General features: G+C 73.0%; 25 protein-coding genes. 18 read left to right on the top strand and 7 right to left on the bottom strand.

Annotated features, from left to right (window positions below):
• The first annotated feature begins 6 nt into the window (after positions 1 to 6).
• The 4 genes from FHX45_RS26065 to FHX45_RS26050 are packed head-to-tail and all read left to right on the top strand — an operon-like array spanning position 7 to position 5,782.
• A complete protein-coding gene (locus tag FHX45_RS26065; protein WP_167107298.1) occupies positions 7 to 1,800 on the top strand; it encodes a thiamine pyrophosphate-requiring protein in 1,794 nt (597 codons plus the stop codon).
• A complete protein-coding gene (locus tag FHX45_RS26060) occupies positions 1,797 to 2,894 on the top strand; it encodes an enolase C-terminal domain-like protein (RefSeq protein ID WP_167107296.1) in 1,098 nt (365 codons plus the stop codon). Before FHX45_RS26065 ends, FHX45_RS26060 begins: the two co-directional genes overlap by 4 nt.
• 3 nt (positions 2,895 to 2,897) lie before the next feature.
• Positions 2,898 to 3,956 (top strand): alcohol dehydrogenase catalytic domain-containing protein, encoded by a 1,059-nt coding sequence (locus tag FHX45_RS26055; RefSeq protein WP_167107294.1) that lies wholly within the window; start codon positions 2,898 to 2,900, stop codon positions 3,954 to 3,956.
• Between the two features lie 8 nt (positions 3,957 to 3,964).
• A complete protein-coding gene (locus FHX45_RS26050) occupies positions 3,965 to 5,782 on the top strand; it encodes a glycoside hydrolase family 15 protein (RefSeq protein ID WP_167107292.1) in 1,818 nt (605 codons plus the stop codon).
• A 27-nt stretch (positions 5,783 to 5,809) separates the two neighbouring features.
• Here FHX45_RS26050 and FHX45_RS26045 read toward each other — a convergent pair whose 3' ends face one another.
• The gene (locus FHX45_RS26045) at positions 5,810 to 6,790 is read right to left on the bottom strand and encodes a YeiH family protein (protein ID WP_167107290.1); all 981 of its coding nucleotides are present in this window, start codon (positions 6,788 to 6,790) and stop codon (positions 5,810 to 5,812) included.
• Positions 6,791 to 6,905: 115 nt separating this feature from the next.
• Between FHX45_RS26045 and FHX45_RS26040 the strand changes: the two genes are divergently transcribed.
• Positions 6,906 to 7,841 carry a LysR family transcriptional regulator gene (locus tag FHX45_RS26040; RefSeq protein WP_167107288.1) on the top strand — a complete coding sequence of 312 codons (936 nt, stop codon included), beginning with the start codon at positions 6,906 to 6,908 and terminating at the stop codon, positions 7,839 to 7,841.
• Between the two features lie 4 nt (positions 7,842 to 7,845).
• Here FHX45_RS26040 and ptsP read toward each other — a convergent pair whose 3' ends face one another.
• From ptsP to FHX45_RS26025, 3 genes are read right to left on the bottom strand one after another with little or no spacing between them, the layout of a single operon-like run.
• Positions 7,846 to 9,447, bottom strand: coding sequence for a phosphoenolpyruvate--protein phosphotransferase (ptsP, locus tag FHX45_RS26035; protein WP_167107286.1), 1,602 nt, complete (start codon positions 9,445 to 9,447; stop codon positions 7,846 to 7,848).
• A 3-nt stretch (positions 9,448 to 9,450) separates the two neighbouring features.
• Complete coding sequence (locus tag FHX45_RS26030) at positions 9,451 to 10,410, bottom strand: sugar-binding transcriptional regulator (RefSeq protein ID WP_167107284.1); 960 nt, start codon at positions 10,408 to 10,410, stop codon at positions 9,451 to 9,453.
• Positions 10,410 to 10,673, bottom strand: coding sequence for an HPr family phosphocarrier protein (locus FHX45_RS26025; protein ID WP_167107282.1), 264 nt, complete (start codon positions 10,671 to 10,673; stop codon positions 10,410 to 10,412). The genes FHX45_RS26030 and FHX45_RS26025 overlap by 1 nt, the downstream gene beginning before the upstream one ends.
• A gap of 127 nt (positions 10,674 to 10,800) precedes the next feature.
• On the opposite strand from FHX45_RS26025, the gene srlA reads away from it, so the two are divergent.
• The 10 genes from srlA (at position 10,801) to FHX45_RS25975 (ending at position 18,885) form a co-directional block, all read left to right on the top strand.
• Positions 10,801 to 11,436 carry a PTS glucitol/sorbitol transporter subunit IIC gene (srlA, locus tag FHX45_RS26020; protein WP_243869226.1) on the top strand — a complete coding sequence of 212 codons (636 nt, stop codon included), beginning with the start codon at positions 10,801 to 10,803 and terminating at the stop codon, positions 11,434 to 11,436.
• Positions 11,433 to 12,485: a PTS glucitol/sorbitol transporter subunit IIB gene (srlE, locus tag FHX45_RS26015; protein ID WP_167107279.1), complete on the top strand. Its 1,053-nt coding sequence runs from the start codon at positions 11,433 to 11,435 to the stop codon at positions 12,483 to 12,485. Before srlA ends, srlE begins: the two co-directional genes overlap by 4 nt.
• A 10-nt stretch (positions 12,486 to 12,495) precedes the next feature.
• On the top strand, positions 12,496 to 12,873 hold the full coding sequence (locus tag FHX45_RS26010) for a PTS glucitol/sorbitol transporter subunit IIA (protein ID WP_167107276.1): 378 nt from the start codon (positions 12,496 to 12,498) through the stop codon (positions 12,871 to 12,873).
• Positions 12,870 to 13,259 carry a transcriptional regulator GutM gene (locus FHX45_RS26005; protein WP_167107273.1) on the top strand — a complete coding sequence of 130 codons (390 nt, stop codon included), beginning with the start codon at positions 12,870 to 12,872 and terminating at the stop codon, positions 13,257 to 13,259. The genes FHX45_RS26010 and FHX45_RS26005 overlap by 4 nt, the downstream gene beginning before the upstream one ends.
• Before the next feature lie 177 nt (positions 13,260 to 13,436).
• Entirely contained in the window at positions 13,437 to 14,738 is a 1,302-nt protein-coding gene (locus FHX45_RS26000) for an NAD(P)H-dependent oxidoreductase (RefSeq protein ID WP_167107270.1), read from the top strand.
• A 14-nt stretch (positions 14,739 to 14,752) separates the two neighbouring features.
• Entirely contained in the window at positions 14,753 to 15,715 is a 963-nt protein-coding gene (locus FHX45_RS25995; RefSeq protein ID WP_167107267.1) for a thiamine pyrophosphate-dependent dehydrogenase E1 component subunit alpha, read from the top strand.
• Positions 15,712 to 16,716 carry an alpha-ketoacid dehydrogenase subunit beta gene (locus tag FHX45_RS25990; protein WP_167107264.1) on the top strand — a complete coding sequence of 335 codons (1,005 nt, stop codon included), beginning with the start codon at positions 15,712 to 15,714 and terminating at the stop codon, positions 16,714 to 16,716. The genes FHX45_RS25995 and FHX45_RS25990 overlap by 4 nt, the downstream gene beginning before the upstream one ends.
• The gene (locus FHX45_RS25985) at positions 16,716 to 17,801 is read left to right on the top strand and encodes a dihydrolipoamide acetyltransferase family protein (protein WP_167107261.1); all 1,086 of its coding nucleotides are present in this window, start codon (positions 16,716 to 16,718) and stop codon (positions 17,799 to 17,801) included. Before FHX45_RS25990 ends, FHX45_RS25985 begins: the two co-directional genes overlap by 1 nt.
• Positions 17,798 to 18,526, top strand: coding sequence for an IspD/TarI family cytidylyltransferase (locus FHX45_RS25980; RefSeq protein WP_208406130.1), 729 nt, complete (start codon positions 17,798 to 17,800; stop codon positions 18,524 to 18,526). Before FHX45_RS25985 ends, FHX45_RS25980 begins: the two co-directional genes overlap by 4 nt.
• An 11-nt stretch (positions 18,527 to 18,537) precedes the next feature.
• Positions 18,538 to 18,885, top strand: coding sequence for a hypothetical protein (locus tag FHX45_RS25975; protein ID WP_167107258.1), 348 nt, complete (start codon positions 18,538 to 18,540; stop codon positions 18,883 to 18,885).
• A gap of 12 nt (positions 18,886 to 18,897) precedes the next feature.
• Here FHX45_RS25975 and FHX45_RS25970 read toward each other — a convergent pair whose 3' ends face one another.
• From FHX45_RS25970 to FHX45_RS25960, 3 genes are all read right to left on the bottom strand, one after another.
• Positions 18,898 to 19,380: a hypothetical protein gene (locus tag FHX45_RS25970; RefSeq protein ID WP_167107255.1), complete on the bottom strand. Its 483-nt coding sequence runs from the start codon at positions 19,378 to 19,380 to the stop codon at positions 18,898 to 18,900.
• Positions 19,377 to 21,710 carry a molybdopterin-dependent oxidoreductase gene (locus FHX45_RS25965; protein WP_167107251.1) on the bottom strand — a complete coding sequence of 778 codons (2,334 nt, stop codon included), beginning with the start codon at positions 21,708 to 21,710 and terminating at the stop codon, positions 19,377 to 19,379. Before FHX45_RS25965 ends, FHX45_RS25970 begins: the two co-directional genes overlap by 4 nt.
• A gap of 425 nt (positions 21,711 to 22,135) precedes the next feature.
• Positions 22,136 to 22,399, bottom strand: a complete 264-nt coding sequence (locus tag FHX45_RS25960) for a hypothetical protein (protein ID WP_167107248.1) — start codon at positions 22,397 to 22,399, stop codon at positions 22,136 to 22,138.
• Positions 22,400 to 22,479: 80 nt separating this feature from the next.
• On the opposite strand from FHX45_RS25960, the gene FHX45_RS25955 reads away from it, so the two are divergent.
• The 3 genes from FHX45_RS25955 to FHX45_RS25945 all read left to right on the top strand — a co-directional run bounded on the left by FHX45_RS25955 (position 22,480) and on the right by FHX45_RS25945 (position 25,173).
• Complete coding sequence (locus FHX45_RS25955) at positions 22,480 to 23,112, top strand: aKG-HExxH-type peptide beta-hydroxylase (RefSeq protein ID WP_167107245.1); 633 nt, start codon at positions 22,480 to 22,482, stop codon at positions 23,110 to 23,112.
• Positions 23,113 to 23,205: 93 nt separating this feature from the next.
• Positions 23,206 to 23,859 (top strand): NAD(P)H-dependent oxidoreductase, encoded by a 654-nt coding sequence (locus FHX45_RS25950; protein ID WP_167107242.1) that lies wholly within the window; start codon positions 23,206 to 23,208, stop codon positions 23,857 to 23,859.
• A gap of 66 nt (positions 23,860 to 23,925) precedes the next feature.
• Complete coding sequence (locus FHX45_RS25945; protein WP_167107239.1) at positions 23,926 to 25,173, top strand: YlbE family protein; 1,248 nt, start codon at positions 23,926 to 23,928, stop codon at positions 25,171 to 25,173.
• Positions 25,174 to 25,177 lie beyond the last annotated feature (4 nt).

Here is a 25,177-nt window from a genome sequence, read left to right as displayed (position 1 = left end):
GACAGCATGTCCGAAACGGTCGCCGACCACGTGTTGCGGCGCCTGCGGGAATGGGGTGTGGAGCAGGTTTTCGCCTACCCGGGCGACGGGATCAACGGGATCGTCGCCGCGTTCGGCAAGGCGGACGACCGGCCCCGGTTCGTGCAGGCCCGTCATGAGGAGATGGCCGCGTTCGAGGCGGTGGGGTACGCCAAGTTCAGCGGGCACGTCGGGGTGTGCATGGCGACCTCGGGGCCGGGCGCCATCCATCTGCTCAACGGGCTCTACGACGCCAAGCTCGACCACGTCCCGGTGGTGGCGATCGTGGGACAGACCGCGCGCAGCGCCATGGGCGGCAGCTACCAGCAGGAAGTCGACCTGCAATCGTTGTACAAGGACGTGGCCGGCGAGTACCTGGTGGAGGTCAACGTCGCCGAGCAGCTGCCCAACGCGCTCGACCGCGCCATTCGCACCGCGTACGCGCAGCGCTGTCCGACGGCGGTGATCATTCCGGCCGATCTGCAGGAGGAGCCATACACGGCACCGAAGCACGCGTTCAAGCAGGTGCCCTCCAGCCCGCCGAGCCTGGTGCACAGCACGCCGGTACCTCCGGCGGAGGAGGTGCGCCGCGCGGCCGAGGTGCTGGGCGCCGGGGAGAAGGTGGCGATCCTGGTCGGCCAGGGGGCGCGCAACGCCGCCGCCGAGGTCCGGGAGATCGCCGAGCTGACCGGCGCCGGAGTGGCGAAGGCGTTGCTGGGCAAGGACGTCCTGCCCGACGACCTGCCCTACGTCACCGGCTCGATCGGACTGCTCGGCACCCGGCCGAGCTACGAGATGATGCGCGACTGCGACACGCTGCTGATCGTGGGCTCGAACTTCCCGTACAGCCAGTTCCTGCCCGAGTTCGGCCAGGCCCGCGCCGTCCAGATCGACATCGACGGCCGGTTCATCGGCATGCGGTACCCGACCGAGGTGAACCTGGTCGGGGACGCCGTGGCGACCCTGCGCGCCCTGATCCCGCTGGTCACCCGCAAGGACGACCGCGGGTGGCGGGAGAAGATCGAGCAGGACGTCGCGTCCTGGTGGGACACCGTGGACCGGCAGGCCCAGGTGGCGGCCCGGCCGGTGAACCCGATGCGGGTGGTCGCCGAGCTGTCCGAACGGATCCCCGGCGATGCCATCGTCACGTCCGACTCCGGTTCGGCCGCCAACTGGTACGCCCGCAACCTCCGGATGCGCGACCGCATGCGTGGCTCGTTGTCGGGCACCCTGGCCACCATGGGACCGGGTGTGCCGTACGCGATCGGGGCGAAGTTCGCCTGCCCGGACCGGCCGGTGATCGCGCTGGTCGGCGACGGCGCGATGCAGATGAACGGCCTGGCCGAGCTGATCACCATCGCCCGGTACCGCGACCTGTGGCCCGATCCGCGGCTGGTGGTGTGCGTGTTCCACAACAACGACCTCAACCAGGTCACCTGGGAGCTGCGGGCCATGGGCGGCGCGCCGAAGTTCGAGCAGTCGCAGTCGCTGCCGGACGTCGACTACGCCGGGTTCGCGCGGTCGCTCGGGCTGGACGCGATCGGGGTCGACGACCCGGAGCGGCTCGGCCCGGCGTGGGACCACGCGCTGGCCGCGGACGGGCCCGCGCTGCTGGACGTGCGCTGCGACCCGGACGTGCCGCCGATCCCGCCGCACGCCACCCTCGACCAGGTCCGGTCTGTGACCGAGGCCGTGCTCAAGGGCGATCCGGATGCGTTCCACCTGGTCGTGCAGGGCGTGAAGACCAAGGCGCAGGAGATGCTGCCGGGCGGGCGGTCATGACCGCGATCGAGGCGGTCGACGCGCGCGCCTACCGGATCCCGACGCCCGAACCGGAATCCGACGGCACGCTGACCTGGGACGCCACGACGATGGTCGTCGTGGAGGTCCGCGCCGCCGGCACCACCGGTCTCGGCTGGACCTACGCCGACGCCTCCTGCGTGCCGCTCATCCACGGCACGCTCGCCCCGGCGGTGCTCGGCCAGGACGTGCTGGACGTGCCCGCGGCCTGGTCGGCGATGCAGCGGCGGATCCGCAACCTCGGCCGCCCCGGGCTGGTCTCCTGCGCGATGTCCGCCGTCGACATCGCGCTGTGGGACGCGGCCGCGCGGGTGCTCGGTGTCGCGCTGAGCCGGCTGCTCGGGCGGGCGCACCAGGACGCGGCCCTCTACGGCAGCGGCGGGTTCACCAGCCAGAGCACCGGCGAGCTGCGCGACCAGCTGGACCGGTGGGTGCACGAGCAGCGGATCCCGCGGGTGAAGATCAAGATCGGGCAGGACGGGGGCCAGGACGTGGACCGCGACCTGGCCCGGGTCGCCACCGCCCGCGAGGTGATCGGGGACGGCACGGAGCTCTACGTCGACGCGAACGGCGGCTACACGCGCGGGCAGGCCCGGCGGGTGGCGCGGCGGCTCGCCGGGCACGACGTGCGCTGGTTCGAGGAACCGGTCTCCAGTGACGACCTGGAGGGGCTCGCCGAGCTGCGGCGGGCGACCACGATTGACGTGGCGGCCGGTGAGTACGGCTACGACCTGGTCTACTTCGGACGGATGGTGCGGGCGGGCGCGGTGGACTGCCTGCAGATCGACGTGACCCGCTGCGGTGGCTACACCGAATGGCGGCGGGCGGCCGCGGTGGCCGCGGCCGCCGGGCTCGAGGTGTCCGGGCACTGCGCGCCCAACCTGTCCGCGCACGCCGCCGTCGCCACGCCGAACTTCCGCCACCTGGAATGGTTCGCCGACCACGACCGCATCGAGTCCGCGTTCCTCGACGGCGCGCTCGACCCGGCCGGTGGTCGGGTCCGGCCGGACCCGGACGTCCCCGGCCACGGGCTCACGCTCAAGGCCGCGGACCTGGAACCCTACGGAAAGGACTGAACCGTGCGTGCACTCACCGTCGTCCCCCAGCAGCCCGGTTCGCTGCGGGTGTCCGACCTGCCCGATCCGGAACCGGGTGCAGGTGAGCTCCTCGTCCAGGGTCTCGCGCTGGGCGTGTGCGGCACCGACAAGGAGATCGTGGGCGGCGCCTACGGCTGGTCCCCCGACGGCGCGGACCGGCTGGTGCTCGGCCACGAGTCTCTCGGCCGGGTCCGGCAGGCGCCACCCGGCAGCCGGTTCCAGCCCGGCGACCTCGTCGTCGGCGTGGTGCGGCGGCCCGACCCGGTGCCGTGCGGGGCGTGCGCGCACGGCGAGTTCGACATGTGCCGCAACGGCCGTTACACCGAGCGCGGCATCAAGCAGCGGCACGGTTACGGCAGTGAACTGTGGACGGTCGAACAGGACTACGCGGTGCCGGTGGACCCGCGGCTGGAGCGGACCGGGATGCTGCTGGAACCGACCACCGTCGTGGCCAAGGCGTGGGAGCAGGTGGAACGCGTCGGTGCCCGGGCCTGGTTCGACCCCAAGCGCGTGCTGGTGACCGGTGCCGGGCCGATCGGCCTGCTGGCGGCCCTGCTCGGGGTGCAGCGCGGGCTCGACGTGCACGTCCTGGACCGGGTGGGCACCGGGCCGAAACCGCGGCTGGTGCGGGCGCTGGGCGCGACCTACCACACCGAGCCTGCCGACGAGGTCGCCGAGCGCCTGGAACCCGACGTGGTGATCGAGGCGACCGGCGTGGGCAGCGTCGTCCTCGACGTCATGCGGCACAACGCCGCCTACGGCATCGTGTGCCTGACCGGCGTGTCGGCCGCCGGACGGTCGCTGCCGGTCGACGCGGGCGCGCTCAACCGCGAAATCGTGCTGGAGAACGACGTGGTGCTGGGCTCGGTGAACGCGAACCTGCGGCACTACCACCAGGGCGCGGAGGCGCTGGCCAAGGCCGACCCGGAGTGGCTGGCGAACCTGGTCACCCGGCGGGTGCCGCTGGCGCGGGCGGCGGAGGCGTTCACCGCGGGCCAGGACGACGTCAAGGTCGTCGTCACCCTCACCGGCGGGGAGTGAGCGAAGCGATGGCAGCGATCGAGGACTACGCCCTGCTCGGCGACCTGCACACCGCGGCGCTGGTGTCCCGGCACGGCTCCGTCGACTGGCTGTGCCTGCCGCGCTTCGACTCACCCGCCTGCTTCGCGGCACTGCTCGACGAGGAGCGCGCCGGGCACTGGCAGCTCGCCCCGGCCGGCGGTGGCCCGGCCACCCGGCGGTCCTACCGCGGCGACTCGCTGATCCTGGACACCGAGTGGGACACCGCCGAGGGCACCGTCCGCGTCACCGACTTCATGCCGCCCCGCGCCGAGGCACCGGACGTGGTCCGCATCGTGGAGGGCGTGTCCGGCCGGGTCCCGATGCGCTCGACGATGCGGCTGCGGTTCGACTACGGCTCGGTCAAGCCGTGGGTGCGGCGCGACCACGACCGGCTGGCCGCGGTCGCCGGCCCGGACGCGGTGTGGCTGCGCACCTCCGCGCCGGTGTCCGACCGGGACGGGGTGATCAGCGGCGAGTTCAGCGTCGCCGCCGGGGAGCGGGTGCCGTTCGTGCTCACCCACCGGGCCTCGCACCTGCCTGCCCCGGCCCGCGTCGACCCCGGCCGGGCCCTGGACGACACCGAGCGGCTCTGGGCCGGGTGGATCTCCCGCTGCACCTACCGCGGCCGGTGGTCCGCCGCGGTGCGGCGCGCGCTGATCACGCTCAAGGCCCTCACCTACGACCCGACCGGCGGGATCGTCGCCGCCGCCACCACGTCGCTGCCCGAACAGCTCGGCGGGCCGCGCAACTGGGACTACCGGTATTGCTGGCTGCGCGACGCGACGTTCACCCTGCAGGCGCTGCTGGGCACCGGGTTCACCGAGGAAGCCCGCGCCTGGCGGGAATGGCTGGTCCGCGCGGTCGCCGGGGACGCGTCGAAGCTGCAGATCATGTACGGGCTGGACGGCACCCGGCGGATGCCGGAGTCCGAACTGGACTGGCTGTCCGGGTACGAGAAGTCGGCGCCGGTGCGGTCCGGCAACGCGGCCGCGGGCCAGTTCCAGCTCGACGTGTGGGGCGAGGTGCTCGACGGCCTGCACCTGGCGCGGGAAGCGGGCCTGCCCACCGAGCACGTCGCGTGGGACGTGCAGCGGGCGCTGCTGGACTTCCTGGAGGGGCACTGGGACCAGCCCGACAACAGCCTCTGGGAGGTGCGTGGCCCGCGGCGGCAGTTCGTGCACTCCAAGGTGATGGCGTGGGCCGGGCTGGACCGGGCGGTGCGCACCGTGGAACGGCAGCACCTGGACGGGCCGGTCGGGCAGTGGCGGGCGCTGCGCGACCGGATTCACCGCGAGGTGTGCGAGCACGGCTACGACCCGGACCGCGAGACGTTCACCCAGTTCTACGGCTCGCGCGGGCTGGACGCGGCGCTGCTGCTGATCCCGCGCGTCGGGTTCCTGCCCTGGCGGGATCCCCGGGTGCGGGGCACGGTGGAGGCCGTCCGCCGCGAGCTGTGCCGCGACGGGCTCCTGCTGCGGTACGACCCGTCGGCCGACGGCGGCGTGGACGGGCTGCCCGGCGGCGAGGGCAGTTTCCTCGCGTGCTCCTTCTGGCTGGCCGACGCCCTGCACGGCGACGGGCGCACCGGCGAGGCGGAGGAGCTGTTCGAGCGGCTGCTCGGTCTGCGCAACGACGTCGGCCTGCTCAGCGAGGAGTTCGACACGCGGCTCGGGCGCCAGCTGGGCAACACCCCGCAGGCGTTCAGCATGGTCGGGCTCGTCAACACCGCACGCCACCTGTCCGGCAGCCACACCACGACCAGTGCCACCCGCGGCGAGCAGAACCTCGCCGGCGACCCGGGTTAGGGACCGGTTCGACCGCCCGCACGCACCTCAGGCGACCGCGAGCGCCCCGTAGGCCACGAGCGCGACCAGGACGGTGGACACCGCGCCCAGCGCGAGGCCGCGGCGGCCCGTGCGCAGCAGCGCACCGATCCGCACGCCGCTGCCCAGGCCGAACAGCGCGGCGGCGAACAACAGGGTGGTCACCACGTTCGCGGCGGAGAGCAGCGGCGCGGGCACCAGGCCCGAGCTGCGCAGGGCCATCGTGGCGAGGAAACCGAGCACGAACAGCGGCACCAGGGGCGGGCGCTTGCCGGTCGTGGTGGCCGGGGTGTGCAGCGCGCGGCGGCGCCGCACGATGCTCACCCCGGCCACCATCGGCGCGAGCAGCACCACCCGGGTGAGCTTCACCACGACCGCGATCGCGACCGCGGCCGCCCCCGCCGGGGACGCGGCGGCCACCACCTGCGCGACCTCGTGCACGCTGAGCCCCGCCCACTCGCCGAACCGCTGCGGGCCCAGGCCGAGCGCGCGCCCGGCCAGCGGCACCAGCGCGATGGCGGCGCTGCCGTAGAGCGTCACGAGTGTCACCGCGGTCGCGACCTCCTCGCGGTCGGACTCGGTCACGCTGTCCATCGCCGCGATCGCGGAGGCGCCGCAGATCGAGAACCCGGTGCCCACCAGCAGCGCCAGCCCGCGCGGCACCCCGATCAGCCGGCCGGCGAGGATCGTGCCGGAGAAGCTGACCAGCACGGTGACCACCACCGCGACCACGGTGCCCGCGCCGAGCCGGAAGACCTCGCCGAGCCCGAGCTGGCACCCCAGCAGCACCACGCCCAGCCGCAGGAACTTCCGGGTGGCCCAGCGCAAGCCGTCCTGCGCGGCCGGGGGGACGGCACTCGCGACGAGCACCCCGAGCACGACCGCGACGGTCAGCGCGCTGACCGCGGGCACGAGTCTGTTCAGTCCGAACGCGACGGCCGTGCCGGCGGCGGCCACCAGCAGGCCCGGCACCAGCCGCCGGGCGGGCATCCTCGATCGCGGGGCGTTCTCCCGAACGGGATGTGCTTTCGTCACAACCAGATCGTCACCGCGTGGCGCGCTCCCCGGTACCCGTCAAGCGACTCGCACGTCATACCCTTACTGCATGACCCGTCTGCCCGATGTCGAATCCCTGCGGCTGCTCGTTCTGGTGGGGCACCACGGCAGCCTCACCGCGGCCGCGCAGACCGCCGGGATCAGCCAGCCGTCGGCGAGCAAGCGGATCAGCACGCTGGAACGGCTGCTCGGCATCCAGCTGCTGGACCGGTCGCGGCGCGGTTCGGCGCTCACCCAGTCCGGGCTCCTGGTCAGCGGGTGGGCGCAGCGGGTCCTCGACGAACTGGGCGTGCTGATGGACGGCGCGGAAGCACTGCGCCGCGAGCGCGGCGCCCAGCTGTCGCTGGCGGCGAGCCTCACGGTGGCGGAATACCTGTTGCCGACGTGGATCGGCGAGCTGCGGCGCGCCGTCCCCGACCTGCACGTGGGCATGCAGGTGCTCAACTCCAGCCGGGTGCACGAACTGGCCCGTCACGGCGGCATCGACCTGGGGTTCGTGGAATCACCGGGCGGGCTGACCGGGGTGCGGTCCCGCGTGGTGGCCCGGGACCGGCTGGTGCTGGTCGTGGCACCGGACCACCCGTGGCGGCGGCGCCGACGTCCGGTCGACCCCGCCGAGCTCGCGGCGACCGCGCTGATCAGCCGCGAATCCGGTTCGGGCACCCGGGAAACCGCCGAACAGGCATTGCGCGAGGCGGGCGCCGAACCGGTGGAACCGCTGCTCGAACTGGGTTCGGCGACCGCCGTGCGCAGCGCGGTGGCGGCCGGGGCGGGGCCGGCGCTGATCAGCGAGCTGATCGTGGCGCCGGACCTCACCGCCGGGACGCTGGTGGAGATCCCGACCGTCGGCGTCGACCTCGGCCGGGCACTGCGCGCGGTGTGGCGGTCCGGCACGACCCCGGCCGGCCCGGCCGCACGGCTGCTGACGATCGCGCTGCGCCGGAACCGCCGGCCGGCCGCGGCGCCGCCCGCACCGGCGAGGTAACCGGTCAGCGCTTCCCGGTGAGCGCGCCGCGGGCGGCCGCCTCGCAGTCGGCGAAACCCACCTCGGCCAGGCTCGCCCCGACGGACCTGATCGCCGCGGCGTTCATGGACAGGCTGGTGATGCCGAGACCGGTCAGCACGCGGGCCAGCCGCGGGTCCGCCGCCGCCTCACCGCACACCCCGGCCGGTTTGCCCGTCGCCCGCGCCGCCTCCCCGACCAGCGCGATCAACCGGAGCAGCGCGGGCTGCCACGGATCGTTCAGGGCCGCCACGGCACCGAGCTGGCGGTCCGCCGCGAAGGTGTACTGCGCGAGGTCGTTGGTGCCCACCGAGACGAAGTCGGTCACCTCGAGGATCTCGCGCGCGGCCAGCGCCGCCGCCGGGATCTCGATCATCACGCCGGCCCGGGCGATGCCCGCGGCCCGGACCCGACCGGCGAACCAGGCGGCCTCCTCGGCGGTCGCCACCATCGGCGCCATCACCGACACCTCGGCCCCCGACTCCGCGGCCGCCGCGGCGATCGCCGCGAGCTGGCGGTCCAGCACCTCCGGCCGCTCGCGCGCGACCCGCAGGCCGCGCACCCCCAGCGCGGGGTTCGGTTCGGGATCGGGGGCCAGGAAGGCCAGCGGTTTGTCGGCGCCCGCGTCGAGGGTCCGCACCACCACCGGCTTCCCCGCGAACGGCGCGAGGATCGCCGCGTAGGCGGCGCGCTGCTCGTCGGCGGACGGCTCGGACGGCGCGTCCAGGTAGCAGAACTCGGTGCGGAACAACCCCACGCCCTCGGCGCCGGCGTCCGCGGCGGCCCGCGCGTCGGCCACCGAGCCCACGTTGGCGAGGATCCTGACGCGGTGCCCGTCCGCGGTCTCGCCCACCCCGTTCCACTCCGCCCCCGCCTGCCGGTCGGCGGTCACCACCGGCGCGCGCGGGTCGGCGGGCTCGACCACGCCGGTGTCACCGTCGACGAGGAGGGCCTCGGCGTCGAGCTCCAGCAGCCCGCGCACCGCGACGACCGCCGGAATGCCGAGCGCCCGCGCGAGGATGGCGGTGTGGCTGGTCGGCCCGCCCTGTTCGGTGACCAGCGCCAGCACCTTCGCCGGTTCGAGCCCGGCGGTGTCGGCCGGCGCGAGGTCGCGGGCGACCAGCACGCTCGGGGAGTCCAGCTCCGGCACGCCCGGCGGGGAGACGCCGAGCAGTTCGGCGACGATGCGGTCCCGCACGTCCTGGATGTCGCGCACGCGCTCGGCCAGGTACCCGCCCGCGGCGGCCAGCGATCGCGCGAACCCACCGGCGGCGTCGTAGACGGCGCGGGGTGCGGGCAGCCCCTCGACGGTGACCAGTCGTTCGGCTTCGCCGACCAGTCCCGGGTCGTTGGCCATCGCGGCCGTGGTGAACAGGATGTCCGCCGCTTCGCCCTGGGCGGCGGCGGCGAGGTCTTCCAGCCGCTGCGCCACGGCCGCCGCGGCCGGGCCGATCCGCGCCGCGTCGGCGGCCGGATCGGCCGGGGCCGGGGTCCGCGGGGGCTCACCGAGCGGCTCGGCGACCCGTACCACGGGTCCGCGTGCGCGCCCCGGGCTCACCGCGACGCCGGACAGCCTTGTTTCCGCCATGCCTCACACCTTCCCATGGGAACCGCGCAGCAGCGCGGTGGCCAGCGACTGGTCGCAGATCAGCACGTCGAGGACGCCGGTGCGCAGCGCGCCCGCCGTGCCGCGCACCTTCTCCGTCCCGGCCGCGACCCCGGCGACCGTCGGAATGCGGGCCAGGTCGGCGAGCGAGACGCTGAGCACCCGCTCGTCGACCGGGCCGGGCACCGGCCGCCCCTCGCCGTCGAAGTAGCGGGCGCAGAAGTCCCCCACCGGCTGGTGCCCGTCGAACTCGCGGCGTTCCTCCGGCGTCAGTTCCAGGGCGTCGACCAGCGCCGCCGACGACCCGACGCCGACGTTACCGATGCCGATGACCGCGACGTGCACCTTGCGCGCCCGCTCCAGAGCGTCCCGGATGGACGGTTCGGCGAGCAGGATGTCCCGCCCCGCCTTGGAAGTCAGCAACGCGGGCGCGTGCAGCCGCTGGAACGCCCCACCCAGCCGCGCGGCGAGGTCGCGGACCAGTTCCTCCCCGGTGATCGCCGACTCGACCGACGACAGCCCGCCCACCAGCGGCAGCACCTCGACGTCGAGCGCGGTCTCCTCCGGCACGTGCTGCACGACCGCCTGCACGCTGCGGCCCCAGGACACGCCGATCCGCTGTCCGGAGTGGAGGTTCTCCAGCAGCCACCGCGCGCCGAGCTCGCCGACCCGGGGCAGCGGCCGCTCCCCCGCGGCGTTCTCCGCGACCCGGCAGTCGCGCAGCCCGAAGCGGCTGGCGAGCTCGCCCTCCAGGTCGAGGTCCCGGCCGGCCGGATCGTTGATCCGGATCTGCACGATCCCGCGGTCCCGGGCCGCGGTCAGCATCCGCGACACGCTGGAGCGGCTGACCCCGAGCGTGTCCGCGATCTGGTGCTGTGACCGGCCTTCCTCGTAGTACAGCCGCGCCGCCTTGACCAGCAGCTGCTGTTCCCGGGGCGGTGGCATCAGGCGTCCGGGGCGGACACCAGCCGGGACAGTTCGGCGAGTGTCGCGTCGGCGTTGTCGCCCTCGGCGCTGATCACGATCTCCTCGCCGTGCCCGATCGCCAGGCCCAGCACGGACAGCATGCTGCGCGCGTCGACCGGATCGGCGCCGGGCCGGGCGATGGAGACCGGTCCGCCGTGCCGGGCGGCCGCCTTGACGAACTGGCTCGCGGGCCGGGCGTGCAGACCGACCGGCGAGGCGATCCGAACCGTGATCTCAGGCATCTCGCTCCTTCGCGTTGGGGGTTGTGACCCGCTGGACCGGCATGTTACACACATCACTGTCAAACGTGAAGAAGAACTGCACAAATGTGCATACACGTTTGGTCAGGGGGCCGACAAGGAGGAAAATATGGAGGAGCTTGCTGTAATGGCGCAGCAGGCGGACACCGGGTCCAGTTCCGGTCCCCTCGGTGTCCTGGAATGGCTGGGCAGCCACTTCATCGGCTTGTTCACCGCGTCCGGCAAACAATTCGTCAGCCTGGTGACCGGCATCCTGCCCACCCTGGTCGTGCTGCTGACCGCGATGTACGCGATCACCACGTTCATCGGCGAGCAGCGGGTCACCAGGGCGGTCCAGTGGTCGGCGCGGTGGTGGATCACCCGCTACACGATCATGCCGATCCTGGCCGTGCTCATGCTGACCAACCCGATGGCCTACTCGTTCGGCCGGTTCCTGCCGGAACGGCACAAGCCGGCGTTCTACGACTCGGCGGTGTCGTTCGTGCACCCGGTGACCACGTTCTTCCCGTACGCCAACGCCGGTGAGCTGTTCGTCTGGCTGGGCGTGGCCAACGGGGTGTCCCAGCTCGGCCAGTCGACGGTGCCGCTGGCACTGCGGTACTTCCTGGTCGGCATCGTGGTGATCTTCATCCGCGGCGTGGTCACCGAGCGGATCACGGCGTTCATGATCAGGCGAACCGGGCGGACCGAGGTCTTCGCGGACTTCGACCGGCAGTTCGAAGCGGCCAGGGCGGAGGCGAAATGACGGAGACGCACACCTCCCGCGCGGTGTTCGTCCGCCCCGGCGAGGGCGGCTGGGGCAAGGGACTGCTGCTGCGGTCCGACGACAAGCGCGACAAGGTGCTGTCGGTGACCGGCGGCGGCATCCACCCGGTGGCGGCGCGGATCGCCGAGCTGACCGGGGCGGAGGCGATCGACGGCTTCCACACCACGGTGCCCGACGACGAGGTGGTCGCCGCGGTCATCAACTGCGGCGGCACCGCCCGGATCGGCGTCTACCCGCGCAAGGGGATCCCGACGGTGGACGTCTACCCCGGTGCGCCGGGCGGGCCGCTGGCGAAGTTCATCACCGCGGAGCTGTTCGTCTCGGCGGTCGGGGTCAAGGAGGTGACCGCGGCCGGCATCGACGACAGCGCCGAAGCGGGCGCTCCCGCGGCGGGGCAGGTGCCGCCGACGGTGCCGCCCCGGGCGGAGCGCCCCTCGGCGCGGGCCGTGGCGGCCACCGTGACCGGGGGCTCCTCGACCGGCTTCGGGCGGGCGTTCGACTCGGTCTCCGGGGTGTTCGTCAAGTTCGGGTCGGCGGTCGGCGCGTTCGTGAACACCATGCTCGCCTCGGGCCGTCAGACGGTCGAGCTGACGCTCACGACGATCCTGCCGTTCATGGCCTACGTCAGCCTGCTGCTGGGCATCGTGAACTACACCGGGATCGCTCGCGGAATCGCCAATGTGCTGTCCCCGATCGCGAGCAACCCGCTCGGGCTGGTGGTGATCTCGCTGGTGGTGTCGCTGCCGTTCCTGTCCCCGATCCTCGGGCCGGGCGCGGCGATCGCGCAGGTGGTCGGCACGCTGATGGGCAGCCAGATCGCGATCGGGGCGCTGCCGGTGCAGTACGCGCTGCCGACGCTGTTCGCGATCAACGGGCAGGTGGGCTGCGACTTCATCCCGGTGGGCCTGGCGCTGGGCGAGGCGAAACCGGAGACCGTCGCGGTCGGCACCCCCGCGGTGCTGATCAGCCGGTTGATCACGGCGCCGCTGGCGGTCATCATCGCCTGGGGCGCGAGCTTCGGACTGTGAGGTGTCGACGATGACGGTGTACTACGAGAGCACGATCCTGCGAGCCGGTGAGGAGGCGCAGGACATGGTGGACGGCGGGGTGGTGATCCTCTACGCCGATCCGATCCCGGACGCGCTGGAAAGCGTCAGCGTGGTGCACTCCCCCGCCACGAAGCCGGAGCGGGAGGTGCGTGTCGGGGACATCTTCCGGCTCGGTGACGCCGAGGTCGAACTGACCGCGGTCGGCGAGCGTGCGCACGAGAACCTGCACACGCTCGGCCACCTCGTGGTCTACCTCAACCCGGACGAGAGCACGACCCTGCTGCCGGGCGCGGTGCACGGGAAGGGCACGGTGTCCCTGCCGGCGGCCGGGGCGAAGCTGTCGCTGAGCGGCGGGGGCCGGACGTGACCTGGCAGGCCGCCGCGATCCTGGTGGCCGGGTTCGCGGTGGCCGGGTTCTTCAGCTACCGGCAGCACGCGCGGTACGCCCGGGTGGTCAACCAGGTCGCGGCCGAGGAGAACCGCGGCGGCGTGCTGCTCGTGTCCGGCCGCGCCAAGGGCAAGCTCCGGGGCGCGGTGGTCCTGCTGGTCGTCGACCGGCGGCGGGACACCGTGACCCGGGCACTGGCCATGGAGGGCGCCTCGGTGTTCGCGCGGTTCCGGGAACGCCCGGAGCTGACGGGTCCGCTGGGCACCCTCGCCGGCCGGGCGCCGTCGAAAGCGGTGGGCAGGGCGGTGGCGGACGCGCTGACGATGGTGTCCCGGCTGACGGCGGGACAGCGCTCGGCCGCCTGAGCGTTCGTGGAAAAGGGCCGGTTTCCCCCGGAGGGGAGACCGGCCCTTTTTTCCTGCGCTGCCTGCACAAATGTGCAGATGATGCGAAGTCTTGTGCTGATCCACGCGGCCGTGGTACCAAGAAATCACTGTGGTGCAAATGAATTGCACAAATGTGCAGACGGGGAAGGTGTCGCGATGAGTTACGTCGATCGGCTGCGGGCCCGGGAACGCGAACTGGGCCGGCCGGTCCGCGTCGGGCTGGTCGGCGCCGGCCAGATGGGACTGGGTTTCGTGGTGCAGGCCGCGCGGATCGACGGGATGGAGGTCGCCGCGATCGCCGACATCGCCCCGGAACGCGGTGTGCGGGCGTTCGACCGCGCCGGCCGCCGCGGCGCGACGACCGAGGGCGACCTGGCGGGCGCGGTGGCTCAGGGGCGCCCGGTCGTGGTGGACGACGCGCTGGCCCTGACCCGCCTGCCGGTCGACGTGATCGTCGACGCCAGCGGCGTGCCGGAGGTCGGTGCGCAGGTCGCGTTCGCGGGACTGCTGGCCGGCAAGGACATCGCGCTGCTCAACGTCGAGTGCGACGTCACGGTCGGCCTGCTGCTGGCGCGGATGGCCGCCGGGCTGGGCCGCGTCTACACCGTGTGCCGTGGCGACGAACCGGCCGAGTGCAAGGCGCTCGTGGACTACGTGCGCGACATCGGGTTCACCGTGGTGTGCGCGGGCAAGGGCAAGAACAACCCGCTCGACCCGTCGGCGACACCGGGTTCGGTCGCCGCCGAGGCCGCGGCGAAGGGCATGAATCCGCACATGCTCGCCAGTTTCGTGGACGGCTCGAAGACGATGATCGAGATGGCCGCGCTCGCCAACGGCGCCGACCTGGCGGTCGTCCGCCGCGGCATGACCGGCCCGTACTCCACTGTGGACGATCTGAACACGGTCTTCCGGCCCGTCGCCGACGGCGGGCGGCTCACCGGGACCGGCGTGGTGGACTACTGCACCGGACCGGTCGCGCCGGGTGTGTTCGTGATCGGCCACAGCGACGATCCGGTGGTCATGGAGGAAATGGCCTACCTCGGCATGGGCCCCGGCCCGTACTACACGTTCTACCGGCCCTACCACCTGGCGAGCGTGGAGGCGCCGCTGTCGGTCGCGCAGGCGGTGCTCGACCGCACGCCGAGCCTCGCCCCGGTGGCGTGGAACGCCGAGGTGCTGGCGGTGGCGAAGCGGAACCTCGCCGCCGGGGACCGGATCGACGGCATCGGTGGCGACACCGTCTACGGCATCACCGACTCCGCCGACGCCGCCCGTGAGGGCGGCCACGTGCCGCTCGGCCTGGTCGCCGGCGCCCGCGTGCTCCGCGACGTGCCGGCCGGCACCGTACTGACCTCGGCGGACGTCGCCGTCGACGAGACCACCACGATCGCGTCCCTGCGGCGCCTGCAGGAACGCCTCCTGCAGGGCGCGCCCGTGCGGGACCTGATCCCGGCCTGAGGGGACACGACACGATGGATCTCATCGGCAACGCCGCGGCGGCGCGCCAGGCGCTGGTCACCATGTGGACGATCCGGCGCTTCGAGGAAGCGGTGGACGACCTGTTCGCCCGCGGCCTCATGCACGGCACCATGCACCTGTCGATCGGGCAGGAGGCCGTGCCGGTCGGCGCGTGCCTGGCACTGTCCGACGGCGACTACATCACCTCCACCCACCGCGGGCACGGGCACTGCATCGCCAAGGGCGCGCGCCTGGCGGACATGATGGCCGAGTTGCTGGCCAAGGAGACCGGGTACTGCCGGGGCCGCGGCGGCTCGATGCACATCGCGGACGTGGCCACCGGAAACCTGGGCGCGAACGGCATCGTCGCCGGCGGCGTGCCGATCGCGGCCGGAGCCGGGCTGGCGGTGAAGATGCGCGGCGGGTCCGAGGTCGTGGTCAGCTTCTTCGGCGACGGTGCGGTCAACGAGGGCGCCTGGCACGAGGGGGTCAACCTCGCCGCGATCTGGGACCTGCCGGTGGTGTTCGTGTGCGAGAACAACCACTACGGCATGTCCATGTCGGTCAGCCGCGCGTTCCGCGTCAAGCAGCTGTCCGAACGCGCGGCGGCCTACGGCATCCCGGGCGTGACCGTGGACGGCAACGACCCGCAGGCGGTGCACGACGCGGTCACCGACGCGGTGGCCCGGGCCCGGGCGGGCGAGGGCCCGACCCTGATCGAGGCGACCACCTATCGCTGGAAGGGCCATTCCAAGAGCGACAAGAACCTCTACCGCACCCGCGAGGAGATCGAGCAGTGGCGGGAGCGCGACCCGATCGCGCGGTTCGAGCAGCGGGTCGCGGCCACGCTGGAAGACCAGGAGATCCAGTCCTGCCGGGACGAGGCACGCGACGCGGTGCGGGCGGCGGTCCGCGCCGCGCACGCCGCGCCGGACGCCTCGGCGGACTCGCTGACCGAGGCGGTGTACGCACGATGACGGCAGTGGTGGAGCAGACCCGCACCCTCACCTACGCCGAGGCGGTGCGCGAGGCGCTCGCCCAGGCGATGACGGCCGACGAGCGGGTGTTCCTGCTCGGCGAGGACGTGGGCACCTACGGCGGCGCGTTCGGCGTCACCGGCGACCTGGTGCACCGCTTCGGCGACGAGCGGATCCGGGACACCCCGATCAGCGAGCTGGGCATCGTGGGTGCGGCGGTCGGCGCCGCGCTCGCCGGCATGCGCCCGGTGGTGGAGATCCAGTTCTCCGACTTCACCGCGCAGGCGATGGACCAGATCGTCAACCAGGCCGCGAAGATCCACTTCATGCTGGGCGGCGCGGCGACCGTGCCGATGGTGCTGCGCGCACCGGCCGGGTCCGGCACCGGTGCCGCCGCGCAGCACTCGCAGAGCCTGGAGGCGTGGTTCGCGCACGTACCCGGTCTGAAGGTGGTCATGCCGGCCACCCCGGCGGATGCGAAGGCGTTGCTGCTGGCGGCCATCGCGGATCCGAACCCGGTGATCGTGCTGGAGCACAAGCTGCTCTACAAGCAGAGCGGCCCGGTACCGGAAGCGGCCACGCCGGCCCGGCTCGGTGAGGCCGCGGTGCGGCGCCGCGGGACCGACCTGACGATCGTGGCGACCGGGGTGATGGTGCCGCGGTCCCTGGAGGCGGCGGACGAGCTGGCCGCGGACGGCATCGAGGCGTCGGTGGTCGACCCCCGTTCGCTCAAGCCACTCGACGGTAAGTCCATTGTGGACGATGTGACGCGCACCGGGCGCGCGTTGCTGGTCCAGGAAGCCCCGAAGACGGCCGGGTTCATGGCGGAGATCGCGGCGACCATCGGCGAGTCCCCCGCGTTCGGGCACCTGCGTGCGCCGATCAGCCGGCTGTGCGGGCTGGACGTGCCGATCCCCTACGCTCCGCAGCTGGAACGCGCCGCGGTGCCGCAGGTGGCGGACATCGTGCGTGCGGCGACCGATCTGGTGCGGAGGTGGTGATGAAGGAAGCGCCGCTGGTCATGCCGAAGATGTCGATGACCATGACCGAGGGCACGCTGGTCACCTGGCACAAGGCCGAGGGCGACGAGGTGCGCGCCGGTGAGGTGGTGTGCGAGGTGACCACCGACAAGGTCGACATGGAGGTCGAGGCGACCGCCGACGGGACCCTCACCCGGATCGTCGCGCACCCGGAGGACGTGGTCGCGGTCGGCGAACCGATCGCCTACCTCGCCACCGCGGCCGACGACCTCCTGGCGGGGCTCTTCGACGCGCCCACCCCACAACCCGAACCCGCCCCGGTACCCGCAGCCGAACCCGCACGCGAGCCGGAACCCGGGCCCGCCGAGCGGCCGGCGTGGGTCGCGGCGGTCCCGGCGGCCCGCCGGGCGGCCGCCGAACGCGGGATCGACCTGGCCACGATCACCCCGACCGGCCCGGCGGCCACCATCCGCCTGTCGGACCTGCCGTCGCCGGCGACCAGGCCGCGCCGCAGCCCGCGCGCCGCGATCGCCCGGCGCATGACCGCCAGCGCGCAGGTGCCGCAGTTCGTGGTGTACCGCGACCTCGAGCTGACCGGGGCCGGCCGGAACTGGACGACGGTGTTCGTGCGGGCTCTCGCCCAGGCCCTGCGGCGGCACCCCGGGCTCAACGCCGAATGGGCCGGCGGCGAGGTGCGGCGGCACGAGCACGTCGGCGTCGCGCTCGCCGTGGACACCGGCCGCGGCCTGCTGGCCCCGGTCCTGTCCGATCCGGACCTCGACGACCCGGACGCGCTGGCCGCGCGGGTGCGCGACGTGGCCGGCCGGGCGCGGGCCGGGAAGCTCACCCTCGCCGAGCTCTCCGGCGGCACCACCACCCTGTCCAACCTGGGCGGGCTCGGCGTCGACGCGTTCCACGCGCTGCTCAGCCCGCCGCAGGCCACCGCACTGGCGGTGGGGCGGGTGCAGGAGCGGGTGGTGCCGGTGCCCGGCGGCATCGGCGTGGCCCTGCGCTGCACGGCCGGGCTCACCGTGGACCACCGGGTCGCCGACGGCGCGGACGCCGCCCGGTTGCTGGACTCGGTCCAGGAGTTCCTGTCGTTATGATCACCGGTATGGCGAAGCGTCCCCACGCGGCGGCGGTCGTGCTCGCGAGCGGGTCCGGCACGCGGGTCGGGGCCGACGTGAACAAGGTCTACCTGCCCCTGGCCGGGCGGCGGCTGGTGTCGTGGTCACTGGAGGCGTTCGCGCGCGTGCCGGGCATCGGGACGCTGGTCCTGGTCACCCGCCCGCAGGACCACGACCTGGTCGAGTGGGTGCTGGAACGCGAGTTCGACGGCGCGCCCGTCGAGGTGGTGCACGGCGGCCGGACCCGGCAGGAGTCCGAGCTGAAGGCACTGCGGCACCTGGCGGACCGCATCGGCAGCGGGGCCGTGGACACCGTGCTGCTGCACGACGGGGCCCGCCCGCTGGCCAGCCGCGAGCTGATCGCCGGGGTACTGCAGGCGGCCCGGCGCCACGGCGGCGCGGTGCCCGGCCTGGCGGCGGACGACATCATGGCGGCCGTCCCCGGCGGGCTGGCGAAACTGCCGGGGGGCACCGCGATCCGGGCGCAGACCCCGCAGGCGTTCCACGCCCGCCCGCTGCTCGACGCGTACGAGGAAGCGGCGCGGCACGGGTTCGACGGCACCGACACCTCCTCGGTGATGGAGCGTTACTCCCCGCTGCCGATCGAGTGGGTCGCGGGCGAGCCGGAGAACATCAAGGTCACCTACGCGCACGACCTGGTGATCGCGGAACAGGTACTGGCCTCGGCGAACTACCGGAGATGAGGCGAGCAGGCATGAGCACCGTCCAGCACACCGAACTGACCTGTGCCCGTTGCGGCACCGACACCCCGCACGACGTGGTCTACGCCGGCCGGCTGCTGGTCCAGGTCACCTGCACGGCGTGCGGCAAGACGCTGGAACGGGACGTGCGCGCGGACTACCTGGCGGATCTGCGCCGCCGGGTGGCGAGCAAACCGAAGCGGATGCTGCGCCGGCTGCGCAAGAACCCGCTCCGGTTCGCCGGTTCGCTGCCCAAGACGGTGCCGGCGAAACCGCTGGAGCTGCTGTCGGAGATCATGGTGGTGTGGCGGGCGGGCCGCACGCACGAGGGCACCCGGTCGTCGGCGTCGCGCAACCGCTGACCCTGCCCGCCGTCAGCTCGCCAGAATCTGCGGGGACAGCTGCTTGAGCATCGCGTTGGTCCACTTGAGCTGCCGCAGCGTCTGCGGGTGGCAGCGGGCCGTCAGCTCCAGCAGGTCGCCGTCCTTGACGGCCTGGGCGCTCTGGCCGAGCAGCTCCCAGTCCAGTGACACGCCCGCGCACGCGCGGTGCAGGCGGCGCAGGTCGGCCAGCAGGAGCAGCCCGGGCTCGGGCCGGCTGGCCAGCAGCTCGCTCACGGCGGCGCGCACCGGCGCCAGCGGGCCCGACGACCGCGGCACCCCGGTGCCCAGGTTGAGGTCGTAGGACCGGCCCGCCTCGGCGAGCGCCCGCACGTGGTCGCGGGACCAGCGGGCCAGATCACCGGCGACGTGGTGGATCTCCGGCTCGTCACGGTGCCGGTCGGCGGTCTTGAGCAGGTCGCGCGCCAGCGCCGTCTCCGCGCGGTGCAGCTCACGGAGCGCGAGACCGACCTTCATCCCGCACCTCCGGAAGACCGGGCGAGCGCCGCCGCCGCGGTTTTGAACAGCGGTTGTTTGGACACCGGGTCCCAGTCGGTGACGGTGAGCTCGTTGGCGGCACGGTGACCGTCATCCCCGGTGGGGTCGCCGGTGTCCCAGTAGCCGTAGTGGAACGGCAGGAACAACACGCCCTCCCGGATACCGCCGGTCCGCACCCTGGCCCGGACGGTGCCGCGCGGGGTGCGGATGTCGGCGAAGTCCCCTTCGGACAGTTCGTGTGCGCGGGCGTCCGATTCGGACACCTGCACCCACACCTCCGGCGCCGCGTCGCGCAGCTCGGGCGTGCGAGCGGTCTTGGTGCGGGTGTGGAACTGGTAGATGGTGCGCCCGGTGATCAGCGCGAACGGGAACTCCGGCGACGGTTCCTCGTGCGGCGGCAGGTATTCGGCCACCTTGAGCATCGCCTTGCCGTCCGGGTTCGCGGCCCGGTACTCGGCGGCTTCGGCCGGCGCCCCGGTGATCAGGTCGCGGCCGTAGGTCTCGCAGTAGTCGGGGTGGGCGAAGAACTTCCCGTCGGCGTAGAGCCGCTCGGTGCCCTCCGGGTGCTCGGCCGTGCACGGCCACTGGATACCGCGGTCACGCAGTTTCGCGTAGGTCAGTCCGGTGTAGTCGCACGGCCGGCCGGCGCTCGCGCGTTTCCACGCCTCGAACGCCGATTCCGGGTCGTGCCAGGACGGGAACGGCTCCCCGTCGGCGTCGCGGAAGTCCATGCGGCGCGCGAAGTCGAGCCAGATGTCGAGGTCGGCGCGCGCCTGGCCGGGCGGGTCCACGGCCTTGTCCGACAGGTGCACCGTGCGGTCGGCGTTGGTGAACACCCCGGTCTTCTCGCCCCACATCGCGGCGGGCAGCACCACGTCGGCCAGTTCCGCGGTCTCGGTGCGGAAGGCGTCCTGCACCACCACGAACAGCCGGTCCTGGGACAGGATCGAGCGGATCCGGCGCAGCTCGGGCAGGGACACCGCCGGGTTGGTGGCCGAGATCCACAGCAGGCGCAGGCTCCCGTTCTCCGCGTACCGGAAGATCTGCATCGCGTGCGTCGGCGGGGTGTAGTGCGGGATCTGCAGCGAGTCGAGGTTCCACAGCCCGGCCAGCTCGGCCACGTGCGCGTCGTTGGTCCAGTTGCGGAACCCGGTCAGGTCACCGTCCGCGCCGCATTCGCGGGTGTTCTCGGCCGTGGGCTGCCCGTTCATCTGCAGCACCCCGCAGCCCCGCCGACCGAGCATGCCGCGCAGCAGGTTGATGTTGTTGACCTGCACGGCCGCCGCGGTGGCCTGGTGGGACTGGTAGAAACCCTGCAGGACGGTGCACAGCAGCCGTTCCGCGCGGCCGAGGAGCCCGGCGGCCAGCCGGATGCGCTCGGCGGGGACGCCGCAGATGTCGGCGGCCCGTTCCGGCGGGTAGTCCTGCACTGCGGCGGCGAGCTCGTCGTAGCCGACGGTGTGCCGCCGGACCCAGTCGTGGTCGACCCAGTCGTGGGCAATGATCTCGTGCAGCAGCGCGTTCATCAGCGCGACGTTCGTGCCGGGCAGCGGCGCGAGGTGGATCGCCGACGCCCGCGCCACCGGGGTTTCCCGCGGGTCGACGCACAGCAGGGACGGCGGGTTCGGCCCGGCCAGCCGGTCCAGGATGCGCATCCACAGCACGCTCTGGGTTTCCGCCACGTTGTGCCCGAACAACGCGATGACGTCGGCGTGATCGACATCGGTGTAGGAGCCGGGCTGCCCGTCGCAGCCGAAGGACTCCTTGAGCGCGGCCGCGGCGGTCGCCGTGCACAGGCGGGTGTTGCCGTCCAGGTGGTTGGTGCCGATGGCGCCGTGCGCGATCGCGGCCAGCGTGTAGTACTCCTCGCAGAACAGCTGGCCGCTGGTGTAGAAGCCGACGCCGCTCGGCCCCTGCTCGTCCAGCACCGCCCGGGTCCGCTCGACGATCAGCGACATCGCCTCGTCCCAGCTCGCCTCGGCCAGCCGCCCGTCCCGGCGGACGAGCGGGGTGCCGAGGCGGTCGGATGCGTTGTTCGCCTGCCAGCCGAACAGGTCCTTGACGTCCACGCGCCCGTGGTTGACGCGGTCGCCTGCGCGCCCGCGGACGCCTGCGATCCGGCCGTCCCGCACGGCCAGCTCCAGGCCGTCGCCGTTGGAGTGCAGGACCGCGGCGGTGGGCACCCACCGGTCGACGTCGTCCTCGGTCAGGCCGTCCGCCAGCTGCACGTCCACCCGCACCGGCCACCGCTCCCCCGGCCCGTACGGCGTCCGGGGGCCCCACGGATCGGCCACGGCGTCTCGTCCCACCCCGGCTCCTTCCGCATGATCCAGCTGCACCCGCCTACCCCTCGGCCGGGGGTTGAAACATCGCATCCGGCCTCCCGGCCGCACCCGGGACGGGCTCACCCCAGCACCTCGCGAAGGGTCAGCGCGCCGTTCCGCCCGGCATCCCCCGCCACGCGGGCGAGCGGTTCCGTTCGAGCATCGGCCGCCGTACGCTGAGAAGTCGCTCCGGCACAGCCGACCACATCGCGCCGATCGCGAGGACAGGGATGACCGACCACGCCGAAGAGCCGGCGGAATTCGTCCGCCCGCGCTTCGCCACGCACTCGTGAGGGGGCCGCCACGATGTCTGCCGAGGCACTGGACGGGGCGGGCCGGGTCGAGGCGACGCTGGCCGACGGCGTGCCGTTCGGGCGGTACCGGTACCTCGCCGACGGGGTCGCGGCGGTCTACCTCGACCTGCTGACCCTGCTGGCTCGGGAGTCCGTCGCCGCGAAGACCCTGCTGGACCGGCTCGACACGATGAACTGGGAGTCCCGCGGCACGGTCTTCCGCGACTCCTTGGTGCGGCGCACCATCGAGGACGGTGCGTGCCGGATCATGATGGGCCTGGACACCGTCGACCCGGCGACGCTGGACGAGCTGCTGACCGCCGCGGCCTCGGCCGCCGTGGCGGGGAACCGGACGCTGCTCGACGCCGACGAGCGCGGCATCCCCCCTGGGGCGCGGCTTCGGGTACGTCTGGACCGGGGAGGGCGCGGGCGCGCTGCCCGCGCGCCGGTTCACCGAGGAGGTGCACAAGCGGGTTCCCCGGTTCCGGATCCACGCCGCCACCCCGGAGCAGGCCGGCACGCTGGCCCGCAGCGCGCGTCTCGCGGTCCGGGTCGCGCCGGCGCTCGCGACGAGTGCGTTGTCGCACAACTTCATGGTCGTGCTCGGCTCGTTCGAGGCGGACCACCGGTTCACCTCGTTCACGGTGCCCGGCCTGCCGGGCGTGCTCGTCCTGTCGCCGGACGTGCTCTCCGGCGAGCAGGCCGTGGCCGAAGCCCTGTGCCAGGAAGCCTGCCACCTGAAGTTCCTCGATCTCGACTACGTCCATCCGCTGTTCCGGTCCGGGTTCCCGCCGGAGCGCTCCCCCCGGATCACCCCGGTGTGGCACGAGGACGACCCGCGCGGCGGCGACTGGCCGGTCGACCGCGTCCTCGCCGCGATGCACGGCTACCTCGCGCTCGCCGTGTTCCTGGGCAGGGCCGCGGCCGAGGTCCCGGACTGGGAGAACGCCGCCGCACGCGCAGCGCAGTGCCGCACCAGGGCGGGCTGGCTCCGCGAGGCGGTCCAGCAGCACCCCGGCCATCTGACCGAGCCCGGCAGGCGGTTCGTGGCGTGGATCGGCGGGATGCTGGCCGAACTCGGCACGGCGCGGTAGCGCGACGGACCCTGTCCGCCCCTTGACATCCGCGCGAGGGGGGCCACACACTGGCGGCTGCAAAAACGGTTTTCCACAACGAGGAGAAGCACCGTGAAGGTGGTCGCACTGAGTTCGAGTCCGCGCCGGGACGGCAATTCCTGGGCACTCGCACAGGCAGCAGGAAAGGGGGTGCGCGAGGCGGGGCACGAACTCGACTTCGTCCACCTCACCGACTACGTGCAGCGCCCGCTCGGCGACTGCCGGCAGTGCCGGCTCAGCAACGGTTCGTGCAGTGTGGACGATGACTACGAACGCCTCCTGCTCGACCACGTCCTGCCCGCCGACGCGATCATCTACGCCACTCCCCTGCACTGGTACGGGATGACCGGCAGGCTCAAGGACTTTTTCGACCGGTTGTTCTGCTACACCTCGGCCAGCTCCCCGCACGCCGAGGTGGCCAACGCCGGGTTGATGCACAAGCGGGCCGCCGTGCTGATCTCCTGCGAGGAGAGCTACCGCGGCGCGACGCTGGGACTGGAGGCGCAGTTCCAGGAACTGACCCGGTACCTGCGCCAGGATCTCGTCGGGGTCGTCGTGGGCGTCGGCAACAGCCGCGGCGAGGTCGAACGTGACCCGGCGCGCCCGCTGGAGGCCGCCGCGGACCTCGGCCGGCGGCTGTTCGACATCCACGTCACCGACTACCGGCTGGACACCGAGCGGTCCAACCGGGTCTGGAGTCCCGCGCCGCCGGACGAGACCTACTGAGCCGGGCCGCCGGAAGGCGGCCTTTTCCGCGGCTGCAAAAACGTTTTACCAGGAGAAAGGACAACGATGTCCGCACACCAGTCCGAGCGGGTGGACCGGGCCAACGCCCGCGCCCTGCGCCTGCTCTACGACGCCGACCCCGTCCTGGTCGACGTCCGGCCCGCCATCGAGGTGATCCCGGGCATGACCAAGGACACCGTGCTCACCTCCGGGCCACCACTGCACTGGGACGCCTACACCGGCGGTCAGCGCACCGCCATCCTCGGCGGCGTGCTCCACGAGGGCCTCGCGAGCAGCACCGCCGAGGCCGAGCGGTTGCTGAGCCGGGAGGCCGTCCGCGTCGCCGGGTGCCACGACTTCGGGGCCGTCGGTTCGCTGGCCGGCGTCACGACCGCCTCGATGCCGGTCCTCGTCGTCGAGGACGCCGGATCGGGCAACCGCGGCTACTGCACCCTGTTCGAGGGTGCCGCGCCCGCCCGGCTGAACTACGGCGTGTACGACGCCTCGGTCCAGCAGAACCTGGAATACCTGGCGGGCGTCATCGGCCCGGCGCTGGGCGCGGCCGTCCGCTCGCTGGACGGCGGCATCCCGCTGCGGCCCATCATGGCCCGCGCCCTCCGGCAGGGCGACGAGCTGCACAGCCGCAACACCGCGGCCTCCGCGCTGTTCCTGCAGGAGATCCTGCCCGCGTTGTTCGACCTGGGCGCGGACCTGGCCCGGGAGGTCGTGGGCTACCTGACCTCGGGCGACTACTTCTTCCTGCGACCGTCGATGGCGGCGGCCAAGGCGATGGCCGACCGGATGTACGGCGCCGAGGGCTCCTCCGTCGTGACCGCGATGGCGTTCTCCTGCGCCGAGTTCGGCATCCGCGTGGCGGGGCTGGGCCCCCGCTGGTTCCGCGGGCCGTTGCCGGAGGTCGAGCACGCCCGCTTCTTCCCCGGGCACGACCTCGGCGACATGGAGATCATGGGCGGCGAGAGCCTCATCACCGAGGTCTGCGGCCTCGGCGCCTTCGCCCAGGCGGCCGCGTTCACGCTGCAGAACTACCAGGGCAAACCCGAGGTGATGGTGCGCCGCAACCTGGAGATGTACCGGATCACCGCCGGTGAGCACGAGGTCTTCAAGATCCCGTTCCTGGAGTACCGCGGCACCCCCGCCGGGATCGACGTCCGGAAGGTCGTCGCCACCGGTGTCACCCCCGCCCTGGACGTCGGCATCGCCGGGAAGGGCGGCGGGCAGATCGGCGCCGGCTCCTTCCGCGCCCCGCTGCAGCCCTTCGCCGACGCCTGCGCCGCCCTCGCCCAGCTGAACTGAAGGA

Source organism: Amycolatopsis granulosa, assembly GCF_011758745.1.
Lineage (GTDB): Bacteria > Actinomycetota > Actinomycetes > Mycobacteriales > Pseudonocardiaceae > Amycolatopsis_E > Amycolatopsis_E granulosa.
This window is presented reverse-complemented; position numbering and strand designations above follow the sequence as displayed.